The 23,454-nt window shown below is 63.9% G+C and carries 19 protein-coding genes; 12 read left to right on the top strand and 7 right to left on the bottom strand.

All coding sequences use genetic code 11. The annotated features are described in order from the left end of the window. Window positions 1-6: 6 nt before the first annotated feature. The 4 genes from frr to rpsB all read right to left on the bottom strand — a co-directional run bounded on the left by frr (window position 7) and on the right by rpsB (window position 3,271). Entirely contained in the window at window positions 7-564 is a 558-nt protein-coding gene (gene frr / locus CCOS191_RS05665) for a ribosome recycling factor (protein ID WP_046854394.1), read from the bottom strand. After that, window positions 561-1,304 carry a UMP kinase gene (gene pyrH / locus CCOS191_RS05660; protein ID WP_023629889.1) on the bottom strand — a complete coding sequence of 248 codons (744 nt, stop codon included), beginning with the start codon at window positions 1,302-1,304 and terminating at the stop codon, window positions 561-563. The genes frr and pyrH overlap by 4 nt, the downstream gene beginning before the upstream one ends. A 178-nt stretch (window positions 1,305-1,482) precedes the next feature. Next, complete coding sequence (gene tsf, locus CCOS191_RS05655; protein ID WP_023629890.1) at window positions 1,483-2,346, bottom strand: translation elongation factor Ts; 864 nt, start codon at window positions 2,344-2,346, stop codon at window positions 1,483-1,485. A gap of 187 nt (window positions 2,347-2,533) precedes the next feature. Then, window positions 2,534-3,271, bottom strand: a complete 738-nt coding sequence (gene rpsB / locus CCOS191_RS05650) for a 30S ribosomal protein S2 (protein WP_023629884.1) — start codon at window positions 3,269-3,271, stop codon at window positions 2,534-2,536. 347 nt (window positions 3,272-3,618) lie between these two features. On the opposite strand from rpsB, the gene map reads away from it, so the two are divergent. The 3 genes from map to dapC are packed head-to-tail and all read left to right on the top strand — an operon-like array spanning window position 3,619 to window position 8,344. After that, the gene (map, locus tag CCOS191_RS05645) at window positions 3,619-4,401 is read left to right on the top strand and encodes a type I methionyl aminopeptidase (protein WP_046854393.1); all 783 of its coding nucleotides are present in this window, start codon (window positions 3,619-3,621) and stop codon (window positions 4,399-4,401) included. Between the two features lie 25 nt (window positions 4,402-4,426). Beyond that, on the top strand, window positions 4,427-7,126 hold the full coding sequence (locus CCOS191_RS05640) for a [protein-PII] uridylyltransferase (protein WP_046854392.1): 2,700 nt from the start codon (window positions 4,427-4,429) through the stop codon (window positions 7,124-7,126). 21 nt (window positions 7,127-7,147) lie between these two features. Continuing rightward, the gene (gene dapC / locus CCOS191_RS05635; protein ID WP_046854391.1) at window positions 7,148-8,344 is read left to right on the top strand and encodes a succinyldiaminopimelate transaminase; all 1,197 of its coding nucleotides are present in this window, start codon (window positions 7,148-7,150) and stop codon (window positions 8,342-8,344) included. Between the two features lie 774 nt (window positions 8,345-9,118). Here the strand turns inward: dapC and CCOS191_RS05630 are convergent. After that, the gene (locus CCOS191_RS05630; protein ID WP_046854390.1) at window positions 9,119-10,765 is read right to left on the bottom strand and encodes a Na+/H+ antiporter; all 1,647 of its coding nucleotides are present in this window, start codon (window positions 10,763-10,765) and stop codon (window positions 9,119-9,121) included. 282 nt (window positions 10,766-11,047) lie between these two features. Here CCOS191_RS05630 and CCOS191_RS05625 point away from each other — a divergent pair, with 282 nt between their 5' ends. The 4 genes from CCOS191_RS05625 (at window position 11,048) to CCOS191_RS05610 (ending at window position 14,165) form a co-directional block, all read left to right on the top strand. After that, window positions 11,048-11,395 carry an ArsC family reductase gene (locus CCOS191_RS05625; RefSeq protein ID WP_046854389.1) on the top strand — a complete coding sequence of 116 codons (348 nt, stop codon included), beginning with the start codon at window positions 11,048-11,050 and terminating at the stop codon, window positions 11,393-11,395. Between the two features lie 42 nt (window positions 11,396-11,437). Then, window positions 11,438-12,472, top strand: a complete 1,035-nt coding sequence (dapD, locus tag CCOS191_RS05620; protein WP_046854388.1) for a 2,3,4,5-tetrahydropyridine-2,6-dicarboxylate N-succinyltransferase — start codon at window positions 11,438-11,440, stop codon at window positions 12,470-12,472. An 80-nt stretch (window positions 12,473-12,552) separates the two neighbouring features. Beyond that, window positions 12,553-13,758: a cysteine desulfurase gene (locus CCOS191_RS05615; RefSeq protein ID WP_046854387.1), complete on the top strand. Its 1,206-nt coding sequence runs from the start codon at window positions 12,553-12,555 to the stop codon at window positions 13,756-13,758. After that, window positions 13,755-14,165 carry a SufE family protein gene (locus CCOS191_RS05610; protein ID WP_046854386.1) on the top strand — a complete coding sequence of 137 codons (411 nt, stop codon included), beginning with the start codon at window positions 13,755-13,757 and terminating at the stop codon, window positions 14,163-14,165. Before CCOS191_RS05615 ends, CCOS191_RS05610 begins: the two co-directional genes overlap by 4 nt. Before the next feature lie 19 nt (window positions 14,166-14,184). Here the strand turns inward: CCOS191_RS05610 and tcdA are convergent, their stop codons facing one another. Then, entirely contained in the window at window positions 14,185-14,994 is an 810-nt protein-coding gene (gene tcdA / locus CCOS191_RS05605; RefSeq protein ID WP_038706694.1) for a tRNA cyclic N6-threonylcarbamoyladenosine(37) synthase TcdA, read from the bottom strand. A 288-nt stretch (window positions 14,995-15,282) separates the two neighbouring features. On the opposite strand from tcdA, the gene CCOS191_RS05600 reads away from it, so the two are divergent. From CCOS191_RS05600 to CCOS191_RS05585, 4 genes are all read left to right on the top strand, one after another. Continuing rightward, the gene (locus CCOS191_RS05600; RefSeq protein ID WP_046854385.1) at window positions 15,283-17,874 is read left to right on the top strand and encodes a glycosyltransferase; all 2,592 of its coding nucleotides are present in this window, start codon (window positions 15,283-15,285) and stop codon (window positions 17,872-17,874) included. Between the two features lie 177 nt (window positions 17,875-18,051). Next, a complete protein-coding gene (gene dapE / locus CCOS191_RS05595; protein ID WP_046854384.1) occupies window positions 18,052-19,203 on the top strand; it encodes a succinyl-diaminopimelate desuccinylase in 1,152 nt (383 codons plus the stop codon). Beyond that, a complete protein-coding gene (locus CCOS191_RS05590; protein ID WP_046854383.1) occupies window positions 19,203-20,015 on the top strand; it encodes a putative RNA methyltransferase in 813 nt (270 codons plus the stop codon). The genes dapE and CCOS191_RS05590 overlap by 1 nt, the downstream gene beginning before the upstream one ends. A 17-nt stretch (window positions 20,016-20,032) precedes the next feature. Next, window positions 20,033-20,410: a hypothetical protein gene (locus CCOS191_RS05585; protein WP_023631318.1), complete on the top strand. Its 378-nt coding sequence runs from the start codon at window positions 20,033-20,035 to the stop codon at window positions 20,408-20,410. A gap of 64 nt (window positions 20,411-20,474) precedes the next feature. Here CCOS191_RS05585 and CCOS191_RS05580 read toward each other — a convergent pair whose 3' ends face one another. After that, window positions 20,475-20,684 (bottom strand): cold-shock protein, encoded by a 210-nt coding sequence (locus CCOS191_RS05580; RefSeq protein ID WP_011535295.1) that lies wholly within the window; start codon window positions 20,682-20,684, stop codon window positions 20,475-20,477. A gap of 228 nt (window positions 20,685-20,912) precedes the next feature. Between CCOS191_RS05580 and plsB the strand changes: the two genes are divergently transcribed. Next, window positions 20,913-23,402 carry a glycerol-3-phosphate 1-O-acyltransferase PlsB gene (plsB, locus tag CCOS191_RS05575; RefSeq protein ID WP_046854382.1) on the top strand — a complete coding sequence of 830 codons (2,490 nt, stop codon included), beginning with the start codon at window positions 20,913-20,915 and terminating at the stop codon, window positions 23,400-23,402. The last annotated feature ends 52 nt before the right edge of the window (window positions 23,403-23,454 follow it).

Genomic DNA, 23,454 nt, shown 5'->3' with positions numbered 1-23,454 from the left:
TGACCCTTAGATGGCCATCAGGTCCTTTTCTTTTGCTTCGGTGGCCTTGGCGATCTGCGCCTCGAAATCCTTGATCAGCTTGTCGATGTCGGCACTGGCACGACGCTCTTCGTCTTCACTGATTTCCTTGTCCTTGGACAGCTTCTTCAGGTCACCCATGGCGTCACGACGAATGTTGCGCACGGCAACGCGGGCATCTTCGGCAGCGGCGCGGGCCTGCTTGGTGAAGCCCTTGCGGGTTTCTTCGGTCAGCGGAGGCATATTGACCAGCAGCAACTCACCCAGGTTGGTCGGGTTGAGGTTCAAGCCGGCACTGCCAATGGCCTTGTCGATGGCGCCCAGCATGTTGCGCTCGAAAGGCACCACTTGCAGGGTCTGGTTATCTTTCACGGTCACGTTGGCCACGCTGGTCAGCGGGGTGTCGGTGCCATAGTAAGGCACCATCACGCTGCCCAGGACGCTCGGGTGCGCCTTGCCGGTGCGGATCTGGCCAAATGCGTGGATCAGCGACTCCAGCGACTTTTGCATGCGCGCCTGGGCGTCTTTCTTGATTTCGTTGATCATTTTTGAACTTCCTCGATCAGAGTTCCTTCCGCGCCGCCATGCACGATGTTCAGCAGGGCGCCGGGCTTGTTCATGTTGAAGACGCGCAACGGCATCTTGTGATCGCGGCACAGGCAGATTGCCGTCAGGTCCATTACACCCAGCTTGCGATCCAGCACTTCATCGTAGGACAGATGATCGAACTTCTCGGCATGCGGGTCCTTGAATGGATCTGCAGTGTATACACCATCGACCTTGGTTGCCTTCAATACCACGTCGGCATCGATTTCGATGGCGCGCAGGCAAGCGGCGGAGTCGGTGGTGAAGAACGGGTTGCCGGTACCGGCAGCGAAGATCACGACTTCTTTCGAGTTCAGGTGGCGCATGGCCTTGCGGCGATCATAGTGATCGGTCACACCGACCATGGAGATGGCCGACATGACGATCGCGGTGATGTTCGCCCGCTCCAGCGCGTCGCGCATGGCCAGTGCGTTCATCACGGTGGCCAGCATGCCCATGTGGTCGCCAGTGACCCGATCCATGCCGGCTGCGCTGAGCGCCGCACCACGGAACAGGTTGCCACCACCGATCACCAGGCCGACCTGGACGCCGATGCCGACCAGCTGGCCGACTTCCAGCGCCATGCGATCCAGGACCTTGGGGTCGATCCCGAACTCTTCCGAGCCCATCAGGGCCTCGCCGCTAAGTTTGAGTAGAATGCGTTTATAGCGAGCCTGATGACCACTGCCCTGCTGAGCCATTGCGAATCTCTCCTGCGGCGTTTGTAAAAATCTGGCGGGCTGTTTTCAGCCTGCGCGTAACTCTAGCGTGACGCAGCTACTGCGTCAGCGAGCAGCGGTCTGGTAAACCACTCCCGCTTTGACAAAGAGGCTGCGCGCGTGAGCGGGCAGCCTCTTTGGGGCGACAGACGAGTCCGTCTTACTGCTTGGCGGCAGCTACCTGGGCGGCAACTTCGGCAGCGAAGTCGTCAACCGGCTTCTCGATGCCTTCGCCAACCTTGAAGTAGGTGAAGGAAACGATTTCGGCACCGGCTTTCTTGGCCAGCGCGCCAACTTTGACTTCCGGATCCATCACGAAGGCTTGCTCTTTCAGCGAGGCTTCGGCTTTGAACTTGGAGATACGACCGTTGATCATGTTTTCAACGATGTTTTCCGGCTTGCCGGCGATCTTGTCGGCGTTCAGCTGCAGGAAGACGTTCTTCTCGCGCTCGATGGCCTCGGCGGAGATTTCCGACGCGTCCAGGAACTCTGGGTTCGAAGCGGCAACGTGCATGGCGATGTTCTTGGCCAGATCGACGTCACCACCTTTCAGGACAACAACTGCACCGATCTTGTTACCGTGCAGGTAGGCACCGACAACGTCACCCTCAACGCGTACCAGGCGACGGATGTTGACGTTCTCGCCGCACTTGGCGACCAGGGCTTCACGAGCGGCTTCACGCGAAGCGATCAGCGGAGCGGCGTCGGTCAGCTTCTCGGCGAAGGCCTGTTCGATGCTTTCGGCGACGAAGTTCTTGAAGTCGTCTTGCAGGGCCAGGAAGTCGGTCTGCGAGTTCACTTCCAGCAGGACGGCGGATTTACCGTCGGTCTTGACGGCGATGGCGCCTTCGGCGGCAACGTTGCCAGCCTTCTTGGCGGCCTTGATGGCGCCCGAGGCACGCATGTCGTCAATGGCTTTCTCGATGTCGCCGCCGGCCTTTTCCAGGGCCTTCTTGCAATCCATCATGCCTTCGCCGGTACGCTCGCGCAGTTCTTTGACCAGCGCTGCAGTAATTGCTGCCATTTCAAAATCCTCTTGGAAAGTTTTTCAACCATTCCACCCGTTCGTCACGGGCGTTAAATTCTGCAAATCCGCTGTTTTAAACCTCAGCCGGCCCATGATGCGGGGCCTTCGCTGACAGCAGGATTTCAAGGTGGCAAAAAGGGGGCAAAGCCCCCTTTTTGCGTGCCAAGTAGACGCTAAGCGTCAATTACTCGGCAGCAGGTGCAGCCGCTTCTTCAACATAGACTTCAGTGCCGCCGGCAACGTTGTTGCGGCCGCGGATGACGGCGTCAGCCATCGAAGTCATGTACAGCTCGATAGCGCGGATGGCGTCATCGTTACCTGGGATGATGTAGTCAACACCTTCAGGGCTGCTGTTGGTATCGACAACGCCGATGACCGGGATGCCCAGCTTGTTGGCTTCGGTGATGGCAATGCGCTCGTGGTCGACGTCGATCACGAACAGGGCATCAGGCAGGCCGCCCATGTCCTTGATACCACCCAGGCTGCGGTCCAGCTTCTCCAGATCGCGCGAACGCATCAGAGCTTCTTTCTTGGTCAGCTTGGTGAAAGTACCATCTTCGGCCTGGGTTTCCAGGTCACGCAGACGCTTGATCGAAGCGCGGATGGTCTTGTAGTTGGTCAGCATGCCGCCCAACCAACGGTGATCAACGTATGGCGAACCGCAACGAGCTGCTTGCTCGGCGACGATCTTGCCGGCGGAACGCTTGGTGCCGACGAACATGATCTTGTTCTTGCCCTGGGCCAGGCGCTCTACGAAGGACAGAGCCTCGTTGAACATCGGCAGGGTTTTTTCCAGGTTGATGATGTGGATCTTGTTGCGCGCGCCGAAAATGTACTTGCCCATTTTCGGGTTCCAGTAACGGGTCTGGTGGCCGAAGTGCACACCGGCCTTCAGCATATCGCGCATGTTGACTTGGGACATGATAGTTCCTTGATAAGTCGGGTTGGGCCTCCACGTATCCCAATGACCAACCCGTGTTTCCAGGGAAACCGGGCACCCAGGCCATCGTGTCGACACGTGTGTGGGTTTGAGCTGACGGAGGACATCCCCCGAAAGCGGCGCATTTTATACCACAGCCGGCGAGCGAACGGAACCCGGATGATGCTTCGTCCGTCAGCGGCTTTTGCAGCCCCCGCCTTTTGGGGCCAGAATGCCCTCAATAGACCACCGGATCTGCTGGACTATCCCGACAGATCGCCGCCGCGCTCTGGTAGAATCCGGCCTTTCCCGTTTGTTCGCGCCGCGCGCGGCGCCGTAGAGAGCCTGTAATGACCGTCACCATCAAGACCGCAGAAGACATCGAGAAGATGCGCATCGCCGGCCGCCTGGCCGCCGAAGTGCTGGAAATGATCGAGCCACACGTCAAGCCCGGTATCACCACCGAGGAGCTCGACCGCCTCTGCCACGACTACATCGTCAACGAGCAGAAGGCCATCCCGGCGCCGCTGAACTACAAGGGCTTCCCCAAGTCGATCTGCACCTCGATCAACCACGTGGTCTGCCATGGCATCCCCAATGACAAGGCACTCAAGGATGGCGACACCATCAACATCGACGTGACCGTGATCAAGGACGGCTACCACGGCGACACCAGCCGCATGTTCCATGTCGGCACTGTCGCGCCGTGGGCCGAGCGCCTGTCCAAGATCACCCAGGAATGCCTGTACAAGGCCATCGAACTGGTCAAGCCCGGCTGCCGCCTGGGCGACATCGGCGAGGTGATCCAGAAGCACGCCGAAAAGAACGGTTTCTCGGTGGTCCGCGAGTTCTGCGGCCACGGCATCGGCAAGGTGTTCCACGAAGAGCCACAGATCGTCCACTACGGCCGCGCCGGCACCGGCATGGAGCTCAAGGAAGGCATGACCTTCACCATCGAGCCGATGATCAACCAGGGCAAGGCCGACACCAAGGTACTGGGCGACGGCTGGACCGCCATCACCAAGGACCGCAAGCTCTCGGCCCAGTGGGAACACACCCTGGTGGTGACCGCCACCGGCTACGAGATCTTCACCCTGCGCAAGGACGACACCATCCCGCGCACCTCGGCCTGATACTGAACGACAGGAACGCGACTCGATGCCCCAGGTGGATCCCGAGCTGTTCGACCGCGGCCAGTTCCAGGCGGAACTGGCCCTCAAGGCAAGCCCCATCGCCGCTTTCAAGAAGGCCATACGCATGGCCGGCGAGGTGCTCGACAAGCGTTTTCGCGAAGGCCGCGAGATTCGCCGGCTGATCGAGGACCGCGCCTGGTTCGTCGACAACATCCTGCAACAGGCCTGGCACCAGTTCAGCTGGGGCGCGCCAGGCGGCATCGCCCTGGTGGCGGTGGGCGGCTACGGCCGTGGCGAGCTGCATCCGTATTCGGACATCGACCTGCTGATCCTGCTCGACGCCGCCGAGCACGAGCAGTACCGCGATGCCATCGAGCGCTTCCTCACCCTGCTCTGGGACATCGGCCTTGAGGTTGGCCAGAGCGTGCGCACCGTCGACGAGTGCGCCGAGCAGGCCCGGGCCGACCTCACGGTCATCACCAACCTGATGGAAAGCCGCACCATCGCCGGCCCCGAGGCCCTGCGCCAGCGCATGCTCGACGCCACCAGCACCGCGCACATGTGGCCCAGCAAAGAGTTCTTCCTGGCCAAACGTGCCGAACTCAAGGCCCGCCATCACAAGTACAACGACACCGAGTACAACCTCGAGCCCAACGTCAAGGGCGGCCCGGGCGGCCTGCGCGACATCCAGACCGTGCTCTGGGTAGCCAGGCGCCAGTACGGCACGCTGAACCTGCACGCGCTGGCGGGCGAGGACTTCCTGCTGGAAAGCGAAAACGAGCTGCTGGCCTCGTCCCAGGCCTTCCTCTGGCGTGTGCGCTACGCCCTGCACATGCTCGCCGGCCGCGCCGAAGACCGCCTGCTGTTCGACCACCAGCGCAGCATCGCCGCGCTGCTGGGCTACACCGACGAAAACCCCAAGCGTGCCATCGAACAGTTCATGCAGCAGTACTACCGGGTGGTGATGAGCATCAGCCAGTTGTGCGACCTGATCATCCAGCATTTCGAAGAGGTGATTCTGGCCGATGACAGCGGCGCCACGCAGCCGGTCAATGCGCGCTTTCGCCTGCACGATGGCTATATAGAAGCGGTCAACCCGAACGTCTTCCGGCGCACCCCGTTCGCCATGCTGGAAATCTTCGTGCTGATGGCCCAGCACCCCGAAATCAAGGGCGTGCGCGCCGACACCGTGCGCCTGCTGCGCGAACATCGCCACCTGATCGACGACAAGTTCCGCCACGATATCCGCAACACCAGCTTGTTCATCGAGCTGTTCAAGTGCGAGATCGGCATCCACCGCAACCTGCGGCGGATGAATCGCTACGGCATCCTTGGCCGCTACCTGCCGGAGTTCGGCCTGATCGTCGGGCAGATGCAGCACGACCTGTTCCACATCTATACGGTCGATGCCCACACCCTCAACCTGATCAAGCACCTGCGCAAACTGCAATACACGCCGGTCTCGGAGAAATTCCCGCTGGCCAGCAAGCTCATGGGCCGCCTGCCCAAGCCCGAGCTGATCTACCTGGCAGGGCTTTACCACGACATCGGCAAGGGTCGCCAGGGCGATCACTCCGAACTGGGCGCGGTGGATGCGCAGCAGTTCTGCGAACGGCACCAACTGCCGGCCTGGGACAGCCGCCTGATCGTCTGGCTGGTGCTGAACCACCTGGTGATGTCCACCACCGCCCAGCGCAAGGACCTCTCCGACCCGCAGGTGATCAACGATTTCGCCCTGCATGTCGGTGACGAGACACGGCTGGACTACCTCTACGTGCTGACCGTGGCCGACATCAACGCCACTAACCCCAGCCTGTGGAACTCCTGGCGGGCGAGCCTGCTGCGCCAGCTCTACACCGAGACCAAGCGCGCCCTGCGTCGGGGCCTGGAGAACCCGCTGGACCGCGAAGAGCAGATCCGCCAGACCCAGAGCGCGGCGCTGGATATCCTGGTACGCGAAGGCACCGACCCGGATGACGTCGAGCAGCTCTGGTCGCAGCTGGGCGACGACTACTTCCTCAAGCACAACGCCGCCGATGTGGCCTGGCACAGCGATGCGATCCTGCAGCAACCGGCCGATGGCGGCCCGCTGGTGCTGATCAAGGAGACCACCCAGCGCGAGTTCGAGGGCGGCACGCAGATCTTCATCTACGCCCCCGACCAGCACGATTTCTTCGCCGTGACCGTGGCCGCCATGGCCCAGCTCAACCTGAACATTCACGATGCCCGGATCATCACCTCGAGCAGCCAGTTCACCCTCGACACCTATATCGTGCTCGACAACGACGGCGGCTCGATCGGTGACAATCCACAGCGGGTCAGGCAGATCCGCGACGGCCTGACCGACGCGTTGCGCAACCCCGAGGACTACCCGGCAATCATCCAGCGTCGGGTGCCGCGTCAGCTCAAGCACTTCGACTTCCCGCCGCAGGTGACCATCCTCAACGACGCCCAACGCCCGGTGACCATCCTCGAGATCACCGCGCCCGACCGCCCCGGCCTGCTGGCCAGGATCGGGCGGATCTTCCTCGAGTTCGACATCTCGCTGCAGAACGCCAAGATCGCCACCCTCGGCGAGCGCGTGGAAGACGTGTTCTTCATCACCGACGCCGACAACCAGCCGCTGTCCGACCCGCAGCTGTGCAGCCGCCTGCAGGAGGCCATCGTCCAGCAGTTGCAGGCCGGCCAGGCCAGCGACGCCAGCCCTACCCGCATGACCTTTTGACGCTAACGAGACCTTGCGCCGATGAACCACGCCCTGACCCAGCTCCAGCCCTACCCGTTCGAGAAACTGCGCGCCCTGCTGGGCACCGTGAAACCGGCAGCCGACAAGCGCGCCATCGCCTTGTCGATCGGTGAGCCAAAGCATGAATCGCCAGCCTTTGTCGCCAAGGCCATGGCCGACAACCTCGACAAGCTGGCGGTCTACCCCAGCACCATCGGCCTGCCGGCCCTGCGCCAGGCCATTGGCCAGTGGTGCGAACGGCGCTTCGGCGTACCGTCGGGCTGGCTGGACGCCGACCGTCATATCCTGCCGGTCAATGGCACCCGCGAAGCGCTGTTCGCCTTCACCCAGGCCGTGGTCAACCGCGACGACGACGGCCTGGTGGTCAGCCCCAACCCGTTCTACCAGATCTACGAAGGCGCGGCCCTGCTGGCCGGCGCTACCCCGCACTACCTGCCATGCCTGGAAAGCAACGGCTTCAACCCCGACTTCGATGCTGTGCCGGCCGAGACCTGGGAACGCTGCCAGATCCTGTTCCTGTGCTCCCCGGGCAACCCCACCGGTGCCCTGGTGCCGATGGACACCCTGAAGAAGCTGATCGCCCTCGCCGACAAGCACGACTTCGTGATCGCCGCCGACGAGTGCTACAGCGAGCTGTACTTCGACGAGGACGCACCGCCACCGGGCCTGCTGAGCGCCTGCGCTGCGCTTGGTCGCAGTGACTTCAAGCGCTGCGTGGTGTTCCACAGCCTGTCCAAGCGCTCCAACCTGCCAGGCCTGCGTTCGGGCTTCGTGGCTGGCGACGCCGAGATCATCAAGCCGTTCCTGCTGTACCGCACCTACCACGGTTGCGCCATGCCGGTGCAAACCCAACTGGCCAGCGTCGCTGCCTGGCAGGACGAAGCCCATGTGCGCGAGAACCGCGACCTGTACCGGGCCAAGTACGACGCCGTGCTCGAGATCCTGCAACCGGTGCTGGACGTGCAGCGCCCGGATGGCAGCTTCTATCTGTGGGCCAAGGTGCCGGGCAGCGATGCCGATTTCACCCGCGACCTGTACGAAGCCGAGCATGTGACGGTGGTGCCGGGGTCGTATCTGTCGCGGGAAGTGGATGGCGTCAACCCGGGGGCCGGGCGTGTGCGCATGGCGCTGGTCGCGCCGCTGGCCGAGTGCATCGAGGCGGCGGAGCGGATTCGCAGGTTTCTGCAGAGCCGTTGATTTGAGGCCGTTGCCGTTGCCGATCAAGAGGCTAGCGCCAACCCCAGCGAGCGACAGCTGCGCCAGTGCAGGCGCCACCCCTAACTTCGCGACTTCAGGAGGCCGAACGCAGGCCTTGCGTAGGGAGGTGACGGGCATGGATGCCCGTCAAGCGCTGGGGCCCAGGATGGGCCCTACAGCGCGGTCCTCCCGGGAGCAAGGCCGGAGTGAGGGAACCCGGAGCGAAGCGTAGGGCCGGATGAATGGAGCGCACGGTTTTTGGTTCCTTTTTGCCACGACAAAAAGGAACTCGCCGTAAAGGCGAAAAGGTGACTGCGCGTCGATATAGCAAATGAATGCGCTTACAACTTTTAAAACAGACGCAGACCGCCTTTGATTTTGACTTTCAGAGCGTGGGTTTTGAAAGTTATACGCTCATTCATTGGCGATGGCGACGCATAATCACCTTTCCGCCCTTACGGCGGGTCCCTTTTTGAAGCATCAAAAAGGAACCAAAAAATGCTCGCTCCATTCATCCGGCCCCTACGCTTCGCTCCGGGGTTCCCTCGCTCCGTTCTTGCTCCCGTGGGGACCGCGCTGTACGCCCCATCCTGGGGCGCAGCGCTCGACGGCCATCCATGGCCGTCGCCCCACTACGCAAGAACTCCGCTCGGCCTCCTGAAGTCGCAATTTGTGTCGCCTGAACTATCGCGCGCTTAGAAGCAAAATCAAAAACAGAGCAAGAGCAGAGCTAATGAGTTGAAGAATTTTTGAGTTGTCTGCGCTCGACCTAACCTACCGAACCTGTCCCAAATTCGCCTCACTCATATCCAACTCCCCCAACACCTGCCGCACAACTTCATCCCCCACCAGATGCTGACGATGCAGTTCATAAAGTTCCAGACGCTGCGCGCGTAACGCCCGCAACCGCAAGCGGCGTTCCAGCAAGTCCATCTGCTCAGCCAATGCACGCGCCTCGGCAGTGTCGTTGTAACTGTCCAACTCGTCCCGGTACTCCGCCATCAACCGTGCCTTGAGCTCGGTGGCCAGGGTAGCCTGAGCGGCGTCCTGCGGCGCGTTGGCGTCGATCACCTCTTCTGCCTCCAAGGCATGAATGGCAGCCTCCGCGGTCCGCCGCCAGGCCTCCTGCACCTCCTGGTGCAAGCGCTCGTCGGGACTCTTGGTAACGCCACGCAGCAGAATCGGCAAGGCAATCACCGCGCTGACCAGTGACAGCAGGATCACCCCGGCGGCGATGAAGATCAGCAGGTCGCGCTCGGGGAAGGCCTTGCCCGCTCCCATCAGCAGCGGCACCGACATCACGCCCGCCAGGGTTACCGCCCCGCGCACGCCACCGAAGGTCAGCAGCCAGCAGGAGCGCGCGGTCGGCATCAGTACCAGCGTCGGCTTGCCGCGCCAGCGCCGTACCACGCCAATCGCCCGCCAGATGCTCTGCACCCAGACAAAGCGCAGCAGCACCAGCGCGGCAAAGATCGCCACCACGTCCAGGCAGCGCCAGGCCAGAGTCGGCCATACCGTCGCCTCGTCGGTGACCACCGCCTTGATGATGTCCGGCAACTGCAGGCCCAGCAGCAGGAAGATCAGACCATTGAAGGCGAACTCCAGCAACGACCAGACACTGCGATTGAGCAGGCGGGTGCTGGTCTGGCGCGGCAGCAAGTCGAGCCAGCTCTGCATCATGCCCGCGGCCACCGCCGAGAGGATGCCCGACACGCCCAGGCGCTCGGCCAGCACGTAGGCGGCGAATGGCAGCAGCAGCATGAACACCACGTGGGTGGCCGGATCGTCCCAGCCGCGGGTGATCATCCACATGCGCAGGCGCCCCACCAGCCAGCTCAGCGCCACACCCACCGCCAGGCCACCAAGGGCGACGAGCACGAAGGTCAGGCTGGCCTCGGTCAGCGAGAATACGCCGGTGATGGCGGCGGCCAGGGCGAACTTGAAGGTCACCAGGCCCGAGGCGTCGTTCATCAATGCCTCGCCCTGCAGCATGTGCATCAGGGGCGTGGGCAGGCGGTCCTGGGTGATGGCCGAGACCGCCACCGCATCGGTGGGCGACAGCACCGCCGCCAGGGCAAAGGCCACCGGCAGGGGAATGCTCGGCAGCAGCCAGTGGATGAAGTACCCGGCGCCGACCACGGTGAACAGCACCAGCCCCACCGCCAGTGCCACCACCGGCCCGCGTATGCGCCACAGCTCGCGCTTGGGCATGCGCCAGCCATCGGCGAACAGCAACGGCGGCAAGAACAGGAACAGGAACAGCTCCGGGTCCAGCGCCACATGCAAGCCCAGGGTTGGCCATGCCAGCAAGGCGCCCGCGCCAATCTGTACCAGCGGCAGCGGCAGCGGCAACACGCGCCCTACCAGTTTCGACACGCTCACCAGCATCAGCAGGATAAGAACGGTATAGGCTGACTGCATCGGCAAGCTTCCTGTGTAATCGGAGAAACGACAGCAAGGCGAAACATCGCCATTGAAACAATATGTTAGCGAGGACCTTCTATTGTGGACCGCTGCACATTAGTCGCAACCCACCGCAGAATATGTAACACAATGCTACTTGAGATGATGTGACATACATCCCCCATACCTTCGGGCCCGCAGCCGTGGCGCCAACCCCATCGATACCGCATAATCGCTGCCACCCAATCTTCAAGGAGTATCGGGGACGCCAGGCCCGGCCCGGCAGCCCCAGGCATTTCAATGGCTTACACTCTCTACGGCATCAAAGCCTGCGACACCATGAAAAAGGCCCGTACCTGGCTTGAAGAAAAGGCCATTGGCTACGACTTCCACGACTACAAGACCCAGGGCATCGACCGCGACAGCCTGAACCGCTGGTGCGACGAGCATGGCTGGGAAGTCGTGCTGAACCGCGCCGGGACCACCTTCCGCAAGCTCGACGACGCCAGCAAGGCCGACCTCGACCAGGCCAAGGCCGTCGAACTGATGGTCGCCCAACCGTCGATGATCAAGCGCCCGGTGCTCGACCTCGGCGAGCGCACGCTGGTCGGCTTCAAGCCCGACCTGTACGCGGCGGCGCTGGCCTGATCACGCATTACGCTCCATCCCCTTTTCGCATGAGGTAATCGCATGTCTCAATCGCTGTTCAGCCTGGCCTTCGGTGTCGGCACCCAGAACCGCCAGGGCGCCTGGCTGGAAGTCTTCTACGCACAGCCTGTGCTCAATCCGTCCGCCGAACTGGTCGCGGCCATCGCGCCGGTTCTCGGTTATGAAGGTGGCAACCAGGCCATCGCTTTCAGCACCGCCCAGGCCGCCCAGCTGGCCGACGCGCTCAAGGGCGTCGACGCCGCCCAGGCCGCCCTGCTGACCCGCCTGGCCGAAAGCCACAAGCCGCTGGTCGCCACCCTGCTGGCCGAAGACGGCGCCCTGGCCTCCACCCCCGAGGCCTACCTCAAGCTGCACCTGCTGTCGCACCGCCTGGTCAAGCCGCACGGTGTGTCGCTGGCCGGCATCTTCCCGCTGCTGCCCAACGTCGCCTGGACCAACCAGGGCGCGGTCGACCTGGCGGAGCTTGCCGAACGGCAACTGGAAGCACGCCTGAAAGGCGAACTGCTGGAAGTGTTCTCGGTGGACAAGTTCCCGAAGATGACCGACTACGTGGTGCCAGCCGGCGTGCGCATCGCCGACACCGCCCGTGTGCGCCTGGGCGCCTACATTGGCGAAGGCACCACCATCATGCACGAAGGCTTCGTCAACTTTAACGCCGGTACCGAAGGCCCGGGCATGATCGAAGGCCGCGTCTCCGCTGGCGTGTTCGTCGGCAAAGGCTCCGACCTGGGCGGCGGCTGCTCGACCATGGGCACACTGTCCGGCGGTGGCAACATCGTCATCAAGGTCGGCGAAGGTTGCCTGATCGGCGCCAATGCCGGTATCGGCATCCCGCTGGGCGACCGCAACACCGTCGAAGCCGGCCTGTACATCACTGCCGGCACCAAGGTGAACCTGCTGGACGAGAACAACCAGCTGGTCAAGGTGGTCAAGGCGCGCGATCTGGCCGGCCAGACCGACCTGCTGTTCCGCCGCAACTCGCTCAATGGCGCCGTGGAGTGCAAGACCCACAAGTCGGCCATCGAGCTGAACGAGGCACTGCACGCTCACAACTGAGGCTCTGCCTGGGTTTGAGGTGATAAGATCGGGTCTGCTCCTACGGGCAGACCCGATTTTTCATTCCAGGCCCCGCGAACATGTTCCAGCCCTCCCCCTGGCGTACCGATTTCCCGGCCATCGCCGCCCTGCAACGGCAGCACCAGACCTACCTGGACAGCGCCGCCACCACGCAGAAACCCCAGGCCCTGCTCGATGCCCTGAGCCATTACTACGGCCATGGCGCAGCCAACGTGCACCGCGCCCAGCACCTGCCCGGCGCCTTGGCGACACAGGCCTTCGAGGGCACACGGGACAAGGTCGCCGCCTGGCTCAATGCAGCCGATGCGCGCCAGATCGTATTCACCCACGGCGCTACCTCGGCCTTGAACCTGCTGGCTTATGGCCTGGAACATCGCTTCGAGGCAGGCGACGAAATCGCCGTCAGCGGCCTGGAGCACCACGCCAACCTGCTGCCCTGGCAACAACTGGCGCACCGCCGCAACCTGCGACTGGTGGTCCTGCCGGTCACCGACCAGGGGCATGTCGACCTGGAGCAGGCCCTGCAACTGATCGGCCCGCGCACTCGCCTGCTGGCGATCAGCCAACTGTCCAACGTGCTGGGTACCTGGCAACCGCTGGCGCCTTTGCTGGCACATGCCCGCGCCCAGGGCGCGTTGAGTGTCGTCGATGGTGCCCAGGGCGTGGTCCATGGCCGGCACGACGTGCAGCAACTGGCGTGCGACTTCTATGTGTTCTCCAGCCACAAACTCTATGGTCCGGACGGAGTGGGCGTACTTTACGGCCGCCAGGATGCGCTGGCTTTGCTGCGTCACTGGCAGTACGGCGGAGAAATGGTGCAGATGGCGGACTACCAGAGCGCCAGTTTCCGCCCCGCGCCACTGGGTTTCGAAGCCGGCACCCCGCCGATTGCCGGGGTGATCGGCCTGGGCGCCACCCTGGACTACCTGGCCAGCCTCGACATCCATGCCGTCGCTGCCCATGAAACCAGTCTGCATCAGTACCTGGTACGTGGCCTGGCCGATCGCGAGGGAGTTCGTCTGCTCGGTTCGCCCGAGGCAGCACTGGCCAGTTTCGTCATCGATGGCGTGCACAACGCCGATATCGCCCACCTGCTGACCGAACAGGGCATCGCCGTGCGCGCCGGGCACCATTGCGCCATGCCACTGCTCAGGCACCTGGGGCTCGATGGCGCGATCCGCGTATCGCTGGGACTGTACTCCGACAGTGACGACCTCCAGCGCTTCTTCGAGGCGCTCGACAAAGGCCTGGAGCTGTTGCGATGAACCTTTCGCCTGAGGCCAGCCAAGCGCTGGAAGCTTTCGAACAGGCGCGTGGCTGGGAGCAGCGGGCGCGGTTGCTGATGCAGTGGGGTGAACGCCTGGAGCCACTGGGCGACAGCGACAAGACCGAAGCCAACCGGGTGCATGGCTGCGAGAGCCTGGTGTGGCTGGTGGCGGTGCAGGACGACGGCCAGTGGCGGTTCAAGGCAGGCAGCGATGCGCGGATGCTGCGGGGGTTGCTGGCACTTCTTCTTGTGCGGGTACAAGGCTTGGCCAGCGATCAGTTGGCAGCGCTCGACCTGAGCGCCTGGTTTACCCAACTGGGGCTGGAGCGGCAGTTGTCACCGTCGCGCAGCAATGGGCTGCATGCGGTGCTACTGAGGATGGCCGAACTCGCCACCCAGGTCTGAATCACTGCCCCGCGATAGCCTAATCAGCCTTGACCCGCTCCGAAGGTCGGCGCGCCCCGGCCACAAGCTTTTCAACGGCCTTGCTCGCCGCCACCATGCCGAAGGTCGCGGTCACCATCATCACCGCGCCGAAACCACCCGCGCAGTCCAGGCGCACGCCTTCACCGACAAAGCTCTTCTGCAGGCACACACTGCCGTCTCCCTTGGGGTAGCGCAGCTGTTCGCTGGAGAACACGCACGGCACGCCATAGTTGCGGCTGGTGTTGCGCGAGAAGTTGTAGTCGCGGCGCAAGGTCGAGCGCACCCGTGAAGCCAGCGGGTCGTTGAAGGTCTTGTTGAGGTCACCGACCTGGATCTGGGTCGGATCGATCTGCCCGCCGGCGCCACCAGTGGTGACGATGGCGATCTTGCGCCGACGGCACCAGGCAATCAGCGCGGCCTTGGCCATCACGCTGTCGATGCAGTCGATCACGCAGTCCATCTGCTCGGTGATGTACTCGGCCATGGTCTCGCGGGTGACGAAGTCGGCCACCGCGTGCACCGTGCAGGCCGGGTTGATCGCCCGCAGACGCTCGGCCATTACCTCCACCTTGAGGCGGCCCACCTGCCCTTCGAGGGCGTGGGCCTGACGGTTGGTGTTGCTCACGCAGACATCGTCGAGGTCGAACAGGCTGATCTCGCCCACGCCGCTGCGCGCCAGGGCCTCGGCCGCCCACGAGCCGACCCCGCCGATGCCGACGATGGCCACATGGGCCTGACGCAGGCGCTGCAAGCCGTCGTCGCCGTAGAGCCGGGCGACGCCGGCGAAGCGTGGATCTTCTGTGCTCATGTGGGTACCTCGAAAAAACCGGCGCGCATTATATGCCAAGGCATGCGCTCCGGGGGGAGCACAGCGCGTGAACACGCCGCAAGGGCGTGGCAGAGCGGCCCGGGGTTGGAACAAAACCTACCTAGCCTGCTTTAATGTCCTATCAAGCAAATATATCTGGACGACAAGCGAGCGGCCTCAGAACTACATCACTTGCCGATAATCCAACGGATTACCTTCTCCGGCACTTGTAGGACCCACGGCCTGCGACAGCGACCCTCGCTCCCCTCTTCGGAACCTCGAACACCTATGTCATCACGTAAATTCGGTCTCAACCTGGTAGTGGTCCTGGCCATTGCCGCGCTGTTCACCGGGTTCTGGGCCTTGATCAACCGCCCGGTGTCCGCCCCCGCCTGGCCGGAACAGATTTCCGGTTTCTCCTATTCGCCCTTCCGCCTGGGGCAGAGCCCGCAGAAAGGCCAGTACCCCAGCGAGGACGAGATCCGCCAGGACCTCGAACAACTGAACAAACTGACCGACAACGTGCGTATCTACACCGTCGAAGGCACACAGGCCGAGGTACCGCGCCTGGCCGAAGAGCTCGGCCTGCGCGTGACCTTGGGTATCTGGATCAGCAACGACCAGGAGCGCAACGAGCGCGAGATCGAAAAGGCCATCGGCCTGGCCAATACCTCACGCAGCGTGGTGCGGGTGGTGGTCGGCAACGAAGCGTTGTTCCGCGAGGAGGTCACCGCCGAACAGTTGATCGGCTACCTGGACCGGGTGCGCGCCGCGGTGAAGGTGCCGGTGACCACCAGCGAGCAGTGGCACATCTGGAAAGAACACCCGGAACTGGCGAAACACGTCGACCTGATCGCCGCGCACATCCTGCCCTATTGGGAGTTCGTGCCCATGAAGGACTCGGTGCAGTTCGTCCTCGACCGTGCCCGCGAGCTGCGCAAGCAGTTCCCGCGCAAACCGCTGCTGCTCTCGGAGGTCGGCTGGCCGAGCAATGGCCGCATGCGCGGTGGCGCCGACGCCACCCAGGCCGACCAGGCCATCTACCTGCGCACCTTGGTCAACACCCTCAACCGTCGTGGCTACAACTACTTCGTCATCGAGGCCTACGACCAGCCATGGAAGGCCAGCGACGAAGGCTCGGTGGGCGCCTACTGGGGCGTGTACAACGCCGAGCGCCAGCAGAAGTTCAACTTCGAGGGGCCGATCGTGGCGATCCCGCAATGGCGCGCCCTGGCCGTGGCCTCGGTGGTGCTGGCGATGATCGCCCTGGCCATCCTGCTGATCGACGGCTCGGCCCTGCGCCAGCGCGGGCGCACCTTCCTCACCTTCATCACCTTCCTGTGCGGGTCGGTGCTGGTATGGATCGCCTACGACTACAGCCAGCAGTACAGCACCTGGTTCAGCCTGACCGTGGGCGTGCTGCTGGCACTGGGCGCCCTCGGGGTATTCATCGTGCTGCTGACCGAGGCCCACGAACTGGCCGAGGCGGTGTGGATCCACAAGCGCCGACGCGAGTTCCTGCCCGTGCAGGGCGACAGCGCCTATCGACCCAAGGTCTCGGTGCATGTGCCGTGCTACAACGAGCCGCCGGAAATGGTCAAGCAGACCCTCGACGCCCTCGCCGCGCTGGACTACCCGGACTACGAAGTGCTGGTGATCGACAACAACACCAAGGACCCTGCCGTGTGGGAACCGCTCAAGGCCCACTGCGAGAGGCTCGGCGAGCGCTTCAAGTTCTTCCACGTCGCGCCGCTGGCGGGCTTCAAGGGCGGCGCCCTGAACTACCTGCTCCCGCACACCGCCAAGGACGCCGAGGTGATCGCGGTGATCGACTCGGACTACTGCGTCGACCGCAACTGGCTAAAACACATGGTGCCGCACTTCGCCGACCCGAAGATCGCCGTGGTGCAGTCGCCGCAGGACTACCGCGACCAGCACGAGAGCGCCTTCAAGAAGCTGTGCTACAGCGAGTACAAGGGCTTCTTCCATATCGGCATGGTCACCCGCAACGACCGTGACGCGATCATCCAGCACGGCACCATGACCATGACCAGGCGCAGCGTGCTCGAGGAGCTCGGCTGGGCCGAGTGGTGCATCTGCGAAGACGCCGAACTGGGCCTGCGGGTGTTCGAGAAAGGCCTGTCGGCGGCCTACGCCCACAACAGCTACGGCAAGGGCCTGATGCCCGACACCTTCATCGACTTCAAGAAGCAGCGCTTCCGCTGGGCCTACGGCGCCATCCAGATCATCAAGCACCACGCCGGCGCCCTGCTGCGCGGCAAGGACAGCGAACTGACCCGTGGCCAGCGCTACCACTTCCTGGCCGGCTGGCTGCCATGGATCGCCGATGGCATGAACATCTTCTTCACCGTCGGCGCGCTGTTGTGGTCGGCGGCGATGATCATCGTGCCGCATCGGGTCGACCCGCCGCTGATGATGTTCGCCATACCGCCGCTGGCGCTGTTCTTCTTCAAGGTCGGCAAGATCCTGTTCCTCTATCGCCGCGCGGTGGGTGTCGACCTGAAAGATGCCTTCGCCGCCGCCCTGGCGGGGCTGGCGCTGTCGCATACCATCGCCAAGGCGGTGCTGTACGGTTTCTTCACCAGCAGCATGCCGTTCTTCCGCACGCCGAAGAATGCCGACAGCCATGGTCTGCTGGTGGCGATTGCCGAGGCCCGCGAAGAGCTGTTCATCATGCTGATGCTGTGGGGCGCGGCGCTGGGGATCTACCTGGTGCAGGGGCTGCCGAGTTCGGACATGAAGTTCTGGGTGGCGATGCTGCTGGTGCAGTCATTGCCGTACCTGGCGGCGTTGGTGATGGCGCTGCTGTCGTCGTTGCCCAAGCCTGCGCAGAAGGCTGCCGAGGCGCAGCAGGCTTGAGATCGCCGGGGGCGCTTTGCGCCCCAATCGCCGGCAAGCCGGCTCCCACAGCCGCAAGGGCTGCGCGGTACCTGTGGGAGCCGGCTTGCCGGCGATTGGGCCGTGCCGACAACCTGTGTTTGATATAAGATAACGCCCCTCAGATTTCCCGCCTTGCCTTGCCCCCGGAGTCCTTCAATGACGGCCCCAGCCGAGCTTTCGCCTACCCTGCAACTGGCCTGCGACCTGATCCGCCGCCCGTCGGTCACCCCGGTCGATGCCGACTGCCAGGCCCAGATGATGAACCGCCTGGGCGCCGTCGGCTTCCAGCTCGAGCCGATGCGCATCGAAGACGTCGACAACTTCTGGGCCAGTCATGGCACCCAGGATGGTCCTGTGCTGTGCTTCGCCGGCCACACCGACGTGGTGCCCACCGGCCCGGTGCAGCAGTGGCAGCATGAGCCGTTCGAAGCGCTGATCGATGCCGACGGCATGCTCTGCGGCCGCGGCGCCGCCGACATGAAAGGCAGCCTGGCGTCGATGGTGGTGGCCTGCGAGCGCTTTGTGCACGACTACCCGAACCACCGCGGCAAGGTAGCGTTCCTGATCACCAGCGACGAGGAAGGCCCGGCCCACCATGGCACCAAAGCCGTGGTCGAGCGCTTGAAGGCGCGCAACGAGCGCCTGGACTGGTGCATCGTCGGCGAGCCGTCCAGCACCACCCTGCTCGGTGACGTGGTCAAGAATGGCCGGCGCGGCTCGCTCGGCGCCAAGCTGACCGTGCGCGGCAAGCAGGGCCACGTGGCCTACCCGCACCTGGCGCGCAACCCGATCCACCTGGCCGCGCCAGCCCTGGCGGAACTTGCCGCCGAGCACTGGGACGAAGGTAACGCATTCTTCCCGCCGACCAGCTTCCAGATCTCCAACCTCAACTCCGGCACTGGCGCCACCAACGTTGTCCCTGGCGAACTGACCGCGCTGTTCAACTTCCGTTTCTCCACCGAATCGACGGTCGAAGGCCTGCAGCAACGCGTCGCGACGATCCTCGACAAGCACCAGCTGGAATGGAGCATCGATTGGGCGTTGTCGGGCCTGCCGTTCCTCACCGAGCCGGGTGAATTGCTCGATGCGGTGTCGTCGAGCATCAAGGCCGTCACTGGCCGCGAGACCCGACCCTCGACCAGTGGCGGTACCTCCGATGGCCGCTTCATCGCCACCATGGGCACCCAGGTGGTCGAGCTCGGCCCGGTCAACGCCACCATCCACCAGGTGGACGAGCGTATCCTGGCCAGCGATCTCGACCTGCTGACCGAGATCTACTACCAGACCCTGGTGCGGTTGCTCGCCTGATGCTCGCCTGCCCTCTCTGCCAGGCGCCCCTGGCGCAGCTCGACAATGGCGTGGCCTGCCCCGCCGGCCACCGCTTCGACCGCGCCCGCCAGGGCTACCTGAACCTGCTGCCGGTGCAGCACAAGAACAGCCGCGACCCGGGCGACAACCAGGCCATGGTCGAAGCCCGTCGCGATTTCCTCGACGCCGGCCATTACGCCCCGGTGGCACGCCGCCTGGCGCAACTGGCGGCCGAGCGCCAGCCGCAGGCCTGGCTGGACATCGGCTGCGGCGAAGGCTACTACACCGCGCAGATTGCCCAGGCGCTGCCGGCGGCCGACGGCTACGCCCTGGACATTTCCCGCGAGGCGGTCAAGCGTGCCTGCCGCCGTGCGCCCGAGGTGACCTGGATGGTGGCCAGCATGGCCCGCGTGCCCATGGCCGATGCCAGCTGCGGCTTCATCGCCAGCGTGTTCAGCCCGCTCGACTGGCAGGAGGCCAGGCGCCTGCTCGCCCCGGGCGGTGGCCTGATGCGGGTCGGCCCGACCAGCGGCCATCTGATGGAGCTGCGCGAGGTGCTCTACGATGAAGTGCGCCCCTACGCCGACGACAAGCACCTGGCCCTGGTCCCTGCAGGCATGACACACGCCCACAGCGAGATCCTCGAGTTCCGCCTGAGCCTGGTCGAGGCCAAGGCCCGCGCCGACCTGCTGGCCATGACCCCGCACGGCTGGCGAGCCAGCGCCGAGAAGCGCGCACAAGTGATCGAACAGCCCGAACCCTTCGTGGTCACCGTTTCCATGCGTTATGACTATTTCGTGCGCCAAGACTGAGCACACTGGAGCCTCCCATGCGTCAACCCGATATCGAGATCTACCTCAAGGACGCCGAGGTCGATCACAAGCAGATCGCCGACTGGCTGACCCAGGCCCTGGGCCCGTGCAGCGAATGGAAGCAGAAAGGCCAGACCTTCAAGTGCACGGCCGGTAACATCCCGGTCACCTGGTTACCGAAAGCTGTGGGGAAATGGAACAGCCTGTACCTGGAAAGCGACCAGACCCCCTGGGCCGACGACATCGCCTGCGCCCGTGCGGCATTCGCCGCGCTGAACGTCGAAGTGCGTTGCGCGCCAGGTAGCTGGGCGGAGGAAGACGGGGAAGAAGATGCCGATCGCTGGATCCGCATCAGCGCCGACGGTGAAGAGGAAATCACCTGGCGTACCAGCTGAGGCCGTTCGCATCAGGCTGCAAGTTCCACGGACAACTTGCAGCTTGAGCGTGCAGCCGGAAGGCTCAGAGCCCGACTACATCCTCTGCCTGCAGGCCTTTCTGGCCCTGCACGAGTGCGTACTCCACCTGCTGCCCCTCGACCAGGGTGCGATGCCCCTCACCGCGGATAGCCCGATAGTGGACGAACACGTCCGCACCACCTTCGCGCTGAATGAAGCCATAACCCTTGGCATCGTTGAACCACTTCACATTCCCAGTCTCACGAGACGACATCTGAACTACTCCGGATTTTTATTTTGAAGATCGCCTTGCTGGCATGGGCTCACCGCCCGCGCCGACGCAGCTTGCACGAATATCCTGCAAGCGGCAGGCCGAGTATATGACAGGGAACAAAAAAAATTCATGACAGGGGCATTTATGGCGGAATTTTGCTGAACTTACGCAGATACGGCAGACTAACGCGCTGAAAAAACACCGTTACTTCCACCCAGGGCCCACCCCATGACCCGTTCTCCCCTGCGCCGCCTCATCTTCGGCGCCCTGCGTCGCGTTCTCTACCTGTGGGTGCGCTCCGAAACCATCAACCAGTCCTCGCTGACGCTCAAGCTCGACCGCAGCCGACCGGTGTTCTATGCCCTGTCCTCGCCGTCGCTCACCGACCTGGCCGTGGTCGACCACGAGTGCACCAAGGCAGGGCTGCCGCGCCCGGTACTGCCGGTGGCCGTCGGCCCGCTGCAGGAGCCCGCGGCGTTCTTCTACCTGACCCCCGACCCCGACTGGCTCGGCCGCCAGGACAAACGCGGCGCGCCACCCACCCTCGAGCGCCTGGTCGCGGCAATCAGCCAACATGCCGAGGAAGACGCGCAGATCATCCCGGTCAGCGTGTTCTGGGGCCAGACCCCGGCCAGCGAGTCGAGCCCGTGGAAGCTGCTGTTCGCCGACAGCTGGGCGGTCACCGGCCGCCTACGCCGCCTGCTCAGCGTGCTGATCCTCGGACGCAAGACCCGGGTGCAGTTCTCCGCACCGATCCACCTGCGCGAGCTGGTGCAGCACAACAAGGGCCACGAGCGCACCGTGCGCATGGCCCAACGCATGATGCGCGTGCATTTTCGCAACCTGAAGACTGCGGTCATCGGCCCGGACATCTCGCACCGTCGCAACCTGGTCAAAGGGCTGGTGCACGACCCGCTGGTGCGCCAGGCGATCAGCGACGAGGCCGACCGCGAGAAGATCCCCTACGCCAAGGCCGAGGCCAAGGCGCTGCACTATGGCAACGAGATTGCCTCGGACTACACCTACACCGCGATCCGCTTCCTCGAAGTGGTGCTGAGCTGGTTCTGGAACAAGATCTACGACGGCATCAAGGTCAACCACATCGAGCAGGTGCAAGGCATCGCCCCCGGCCACGAAGTGATCTACGTGCCCTGCCACCGCAGCCATATCGACTACCTGCTGCTGTCCTACCTGCTGTTCCGCAACGGCCTGACGCCGCCACACATCGCTGCCGGCATCAACCTCAACATGCCGGTGATCGGCGGCCTGCTGCGCCGCGGCGGGGCGTTCTTCATGCGCCGCACGTTCAAGGGCAACCCGCTGTACACCGCCGTGTTCAACGAGTACCTGCACACCCTGTTCACCAAGGGCTTCCCGGTGGAGTACTTCGTCGAAGGCGGGCGCTCGCGCACCGGGCGCATGCTGCAGCCGCGCACCGGCATGCTGGCGATCACCCTGCGCAGCTTCCTGCGCTCCTCGCGCACGCCGATCGTCTTCGTGCCGGTGTACATCGGCTACGAGCGGGTGCTCGAAGGCCGCACCTACCTGGGCGAGCTGCGCGGCGCCAGCAAGAAGAAGGAATCGATCTTCGACATCTTCAAGGTTATCGGCGCGCTCAAGCAGCGCTTCGGCCAGGTGTACGTCAACTTCGGCGAGCCGATCCGCCTGAACAGCTTCCTCGACCAGCAGCAACCCGGCTGGCGCGAACAGGCGCTGGCCCCGCAGTTCCGCCCGGACTGGCTCAACGAGACCACCACCCGCCTGGGCGAGACCGTTGCCCGCCACCTCAACGAGGCCGCGGCAATCAACCCGGTCAACCTGGTGGCGCTGGCCCTGTTGTCGACCAGCCGCCTGGCCCTGGACGAACGTGCCCTGACCCGCGTGCTCGACCTGTACCTGGCCCTGCTGCGCCAGGTGCCCTACTCGCCGCACACCACCCTGCCCGAGGGTGACGGCAAGGCACTTATCGAGCACGTACTGGGCATGGATTTGCTGGCCGAGCAGAAGGATGCGCTGGGTCGCATCCTCTACCTGGACGAAGCCAACGCGGTACTGATGACCTACTACCGCAACAACGTGCTGCACATCTTCGCCCTGCCGGGGCTGCTGGCGAGCTTCTTCCTCAGCAGCTCGCGCATGAGCCGCGAACTGCTGGGCCAGTACGTGCGGGCGCTGTATCCGTACCTGCAGGCCGAACTGTTCCTGCGCTGGACGCCCGAGCAACTGGACGAGGTGATCGACCAGTGGCTGGCGGCGCTGGTCGAACAGGGGCTGCTGCGCAAGGAACAAGACATCTACATGCGCCCCGCGCCCAGCTCGCGCCAGTTCGTGCTGCTGACGCTGCTGGCCCGCACCATCACCCAGACCCTGCAGCGCTTCTACATGGCCACTTCGCTGCTGCTCAACAGCGGCCAGCACACGCTGAGCGCCGAGGAACTGGAGGAGCTGTGCGTGATGATGGCCCAGCGTTTGTCGATCCTGCATGGCTTGAATGCGCCCGAGTTCTTCGACAAGACCCTGTTCCGCCACTTCATCCAGACGCTGGTACGTGAAGGCGTCTTGCGCCCCGACAGCGCCGGCAGGCTGGGCTACCACGACAAGCTCGCCGAGCTGGCCGAAGGCGTGGCCAAGCGCGTGCTGTCGGCCGAGCTGCGCCTGTCGATCCGCCAGGTGGCCTTGCACCGCGATGAAACACCAGAACCTGCGGCGACTGCCTGACTGGCCCGATCACGGACTAAACGATACGCTGAACCTGCTCCATTCTGCCCAT

It is taken from the genome of Pseudomonas sp. CCOS 191, from assembly GCF_001007005.1.
In the GTDB taxonomy this organism is placed as follows: Bacteria; Pseudomonadota; Gammaproteobacteria; order Pseudomonadales; family Pseudomonadaceae; genus Aquipseudomonas; species Aquipseudomonas soli.
Note: the sequence above shows the minus strand (reverse complement) of the source record. Positions and strands in the feature narration are given on the sequence as shown.

What these genes read in the sequence shown, in the direction of transcription:
- frr (WP_046854394.1), bottom strand. Translation starts at nt 564, where the DNA reads ATGATCAACGAAATCAAGAAAGACGCCCAGGCGCGCATGCAAAAGTCG.
- pyrH (WP_023629889.1), bottom strand. Translation starts at nt 1,304, where the DNA reads ATGGCTCAGCAGGGCAGTGGTCATCAGGCTCGCTATAAACGCATTCTA.
- tsf (WP_023629890.1), bottom strand. Translation starts at nt 2,346, where the DNA reads ATGGCAGCAATTACTGCAGCGCTGGTCAAAGAACTGCGCGAGCGTACC.
- rpsB (WP_023629884.1), bottom strand. Translation starts at nt 3,271, where the DNA reads ATGTCCCAAGTCAACATGCGCGATATGCTGAAGGCCGGTGTGCACTTC.
- map (WP_046854393.1), top strand. Translation starts at nt 3,619, where the DNA reads ATGACCGTCACCATCAAGACCGCAGAAGACATCGAGAAGATGCGCATC.
- CCOS191_RS05640 (WP_046854392.1), top strand. Translation starts at nt 4,427, where the DNA reads ATGCCCCAGGTGGATCCCGAGCTGTTCGACCGCGGCCAGTTCCAGGCG.
- dapC (WP_046854391.1), top strand. Translation starts at nt 7,148, where the DNA reads ATGAACCACGCCCTGACCCAGCTCCAGCCCTACCCGTTCGAGAAACTG.
- CCOS191_RS05630 (WP_046854390.1), bottom strand. Translation starts at nt 10,765, where the DNA reads ATGCAGTCAGCCTATACCGTTCTTATCCTGCTGATGCTGGTGAGCGTG.
- CCOS191_RS05625 (WP_046854389.1), top strand. Translation starts at nt 11,048, where the DNA reads ATGGCTTACACTCTCTACGGCATCAAAGCCTGCGACACCATGAAAAAG.
- dapD (WP_046854388.1), top strand. Translation starts at nt 11,438, where the DNA reads ATGTCTCAATCGCTGTTCAGCCTGGCCTTCGGTGTCGGCACCCAGAAC.
- CCOS191_RS05615 (WP_046854387.1), top strand. Translation starts at nt 12,553, where the DNA reads ATGTTCCAGCCCTCCCCCTGGCGTACCGATTTCCCGGCCATCGCCGCC.
- CCOS191_RS05610 (WP_046854386.1), top strand. Translation starts at nt 13,755, where the DNA reads ATGAACCTTTCGCCTGAGGCCAGCCAAGCGCTGGAAGCTTTCGAACAG.
- tcdA (WP_038706694.1), bottom strand. Translation starts at nt 14,994, where the DNA reads ATGAGCACAGAAGATCCACGCTTCGCCGGCGTCGCCCGGCTCTACGGC.
- CCOS191_RS05600 (WP_046854385.1), top strand. Translation starts at nt 15,283, where the DNA reads ATGTCATCACGTAAATTCGGTCTCAACCTGGTAGTGGTCCTGGCCATT.
- dapE (WP_046854384.1), top strand. Translation starts at nt 18,052, where the DNA reads ATGACGGCCCCAGCCGAGCTTTCGCCTACCCTGCAACTGGCCTGCGAC.
- CCOS191_RS05590 (WP_046854383.1), top strand. Translation starts at nt 19,203, where the DNA reads ATGCTCGCCTGCCCTCTCTGCCAGGCGCCCCTGGCGCAGCTCGACAAT.
- CCOS191_RS05585 (WP_023631318.1), top strand. Translation starts at nt 20,033, where the DNA reads ATGCGTCAACCCGATATCGAGATCTACCTCAAGGACGCCGAGGTCGAT.
- CCOS191_RS05580 (WP_011535295.1), bottom strand. Translation starts at nt 20,684, where the DNA reads ATGTCGTCTCGTGAGACTGGGAATGTGAAGTGGTTCAACGATGCCAAG.
- plsB (WP_046854382.1), top strand. Translation starts at nt 20,913, where the DNA reads ATGACCCGTTCTCCCCTGCGCCGCCTCATCTTCGGCGCCCTGCGTCGC.